This window comes from Pseudomonas sp. FA-1, from assembly GCF_056856075.1.
This window is the reverse complement of the sequence record NZ_JBWXTH010000027.1, coordinates 1-2,879: the sequence shown is the minus strand read 5'-3', so window position 1 is coordinate 2,879 and position 2,879 is coordinate 1. Positions and strand designations below refer to the sequence as shown.

Annotated in this window: 1 protein-coding gene; it reads right to left on the bottom strand. The window is 56.2% G+C overall.

Going from position 1 to position 2,879, the window contains the following annotated elements; genetic code table 11:
• Positions 1–2,879: immunoglobulin-like domain-containing protein (locus tag AC1MHZ_RS23315; protein WP_482967006.1), on the bottom strand; the 2,879-nt coding region annotated here is incomplete at both ends.

The following is a 2,879-nucleotide window of genomic DNA, read 5'->3' as shown; positions in this document are numbered from 1 at the left end:
CCCGAACCTGGCTCATCGGTGATTTCCGTCGAAACAGAGTTCTCACCCAAAGTCAGCTTCTCGAACTTCTCACCGCCCTCTACCGACTCAAGCTTGTTGGTGATGGTCGGCTGGCCGCCGGTGAACACGTCATCCGGTGCTTTGACGGTAATAGAGCCGCTGGCGCTGCCGGCAGGGATAGAAACCTTGGTGCCGTCCGACAGGGTAAAGACCAGGCCACCATGGGCGTTGACCGGCAGCTTCTGGCCATTGCTGAGGGTCACGGTGTAGGTAATTTCATCGCCTTCAGCGACAGTGGATTTATCCACAGACAGCGTGGCTTTCACTTCGCTGATCGTGTCGGTGATGTTGACGGTGGCCTTGTCGCCCAGTTGCAAATTCTCGAATTGCTTGCCGGCGACGGTCGCATCGGTGACGCCCAGCGAAACTTCACCTGCGTCTTTGAATACATCATCACCTTGGGCTGGCAGCGAGTAATCGACCTCGGTTTTACCGGCTTGAATGACCACCTGCTGATTGTTGCTCAGCGTGACGGTGACATCGTGATCGAGCTTTTCGCTGATCCGGATAGTGAAGGAAGGTTGCTGGTCTTCGGTGACATCACCCTTGCTGACGATGGTGACTTCGAATTTGTCGCCTTCGTTGCCAGTATTGGTGCCCGAACCTGGCTCATCGGTGATTTCAGTCGAAACGGATTGATCGTCGAGGGTCAGCTTCTCGAATTTCTCAGCGCCTTCTACGGACTCAAGCTTGTTGGTAATGGTCGGCTGACCACCGGTGAATACGTCGTCCGGTGCTTTGACGGTGATAGAGCCGCTGGCGCTGCCGGCGGGGATAGAAACCTTGGTGCCATCGGTCAGAGTGAAGACCAGGCCACCATGGCCATTGACCGGTAGTTTCTGCCCATTGCTCAGCGTGACGGTATAAGTGATTTCACCGCCTTCAGCGACAGTGGATTTATCCACAGACAGCGTGGCTTTCACTTCGCTGATCGTGTCGGTGATGTTGACGGTGGCCTTGTCGCCCAGTTGCAGATTCTCGAACTGCTTGCCGGCAACGGTCGCATCGGTGACGCCCAGCGAAACTTCACCTGCATCCTTGAATACGTCATCGCCCTGGGCCGGCAGCGAGTAATCGATCTCGGTTTTACCGGCTTGGATGACCACCTGCTGGTTGTTGCTCAGCGTGACCGTGACATCGTGATCGAGCTTTTCGCTGATCCGAATAGTGAAGGAGGGCTGCTGGTCTTCGGTGACATCACCTTTGCTGACGATGTTGACTTCGAATTTATCGCCTTCGTTGCCGGTATTGGTGCCCGAACCTGGCTCATCGGTGATTTCCGTCGAGACGGATTGGTCATCGAGGGTCAGCTTCTCGAATTTCTCAGCGCCTTCTACGGACTCAAGCTTGTTGGTAATGGTCGGCTGGCCACCGGTGAACACGTCGTCCGGTGCTTTGACGGTGATAGAGCCGCTGGCGCTGCCGGCAGGGATAGAAACTTTTGTGCCATCGGTCAGAGTGAAGACCAGGCCACCATGGCCGTTGACCGGCAGTTTCTGGCCGTTGCTCAGGGTCACGGTGTAGGTAATCTCGCCGCCCTCGGTGACACTGGTCTTATCGACGGTGAGGGTCGCAACGACTTCGCTTTCGGTATCGGTAATCTTGACCGTGGCGTCGTTGCCCAGCTGTAGATTCTCGAACTGCTTGCCGGCGACGGTCGCATCGGTGATGCCCAGCGAAACTTCACCTGCGTCTTTGAATACATCATCGCCCTGGGCCGGCAGCGAATAATCGACTTCCGTTTTACCGGCTTGGATGACCACCTGCTGGTTGTTGCTCAGCGTGACCGTTACATCGTGATCGAGCTTTTCGCTGATCCGAATAGTGAAGGAGGGCTGCTGGTCTTCGGTGACATCACCTTTGCTGACGATGTTGACTTCGAATTTATCGCCTTCGTTGCCGGTATTGGTGCCCGAACCTGGCTCATCGGTGATTTCCGTCGAGACGGATTGGTCATCGAGGGTCAGCTTCTCGAATTTCTCGCCGCCTTCTACCGACTCAAGCTTGTTGGTAATGGTCGGCTGGCCACCGGTGAACACGTCGTCCGGTGCTTTGACGGTGATAGAGCCGCTGGCGCTGCCGGCAGGGATAGAAACTTTTGTGCCATCGGTCAGAGTGAAGACCAGGCCACCATGGCCGTTGACCGGCAGTTTCTGGCCGTTGCTCAGGGTCACGGTGTAGGTAATCTCGCCGCCCTCGGTGACACTGGTCTTATCGACGGTGAGGGTCGCAACGACTTCGCTTTCGGTATCGGTAATCTTGACCGTGGCGTCGTTGCCCAGCTGTAGATTCTCGAACTGCTTGCCGGCGACGGTCGCATCGGTGATGCCCAGCGAAACTTCACCTGCGTCTTTGAATACATCATCGCCCTGGGCCGGCAGCGAGTAATCGACCTCGGTTTTACCGGCTTGAATGACCACCTGCTGATTGTTGCTCAGCGTAACGGTGACATCGTGATCGAGCTTTTCGCTGATCCGGATAGTGAAGGAAGGTTGCTGGTCTTCGGTGACATCACCCTTGCTGACGATGGTGACTTCGAATTTGTCGCCTTCGTTGCCAGTATTGGTGCCCGAACCTGGCTCATCGGTGATTTCCGTCGAAACAGAGTTCTCACCCAGAGTCAGTTTCTCGAACTTGTCGCCGCCTTCTACCGACTCAAGCTTGTTGGTGATGGTCGGTTGACCACCAGTGAACACGTCGTCCGGCGCTTTAACGGTGATAGAGCCGCTGGCGCTGCCGGCTGGGATAGAAACCTTGGTGCCGTCCGACAGGGTAAAGACCAGGCCACCATGGGCGTTGACCGGCAGCTTCTGGCCATT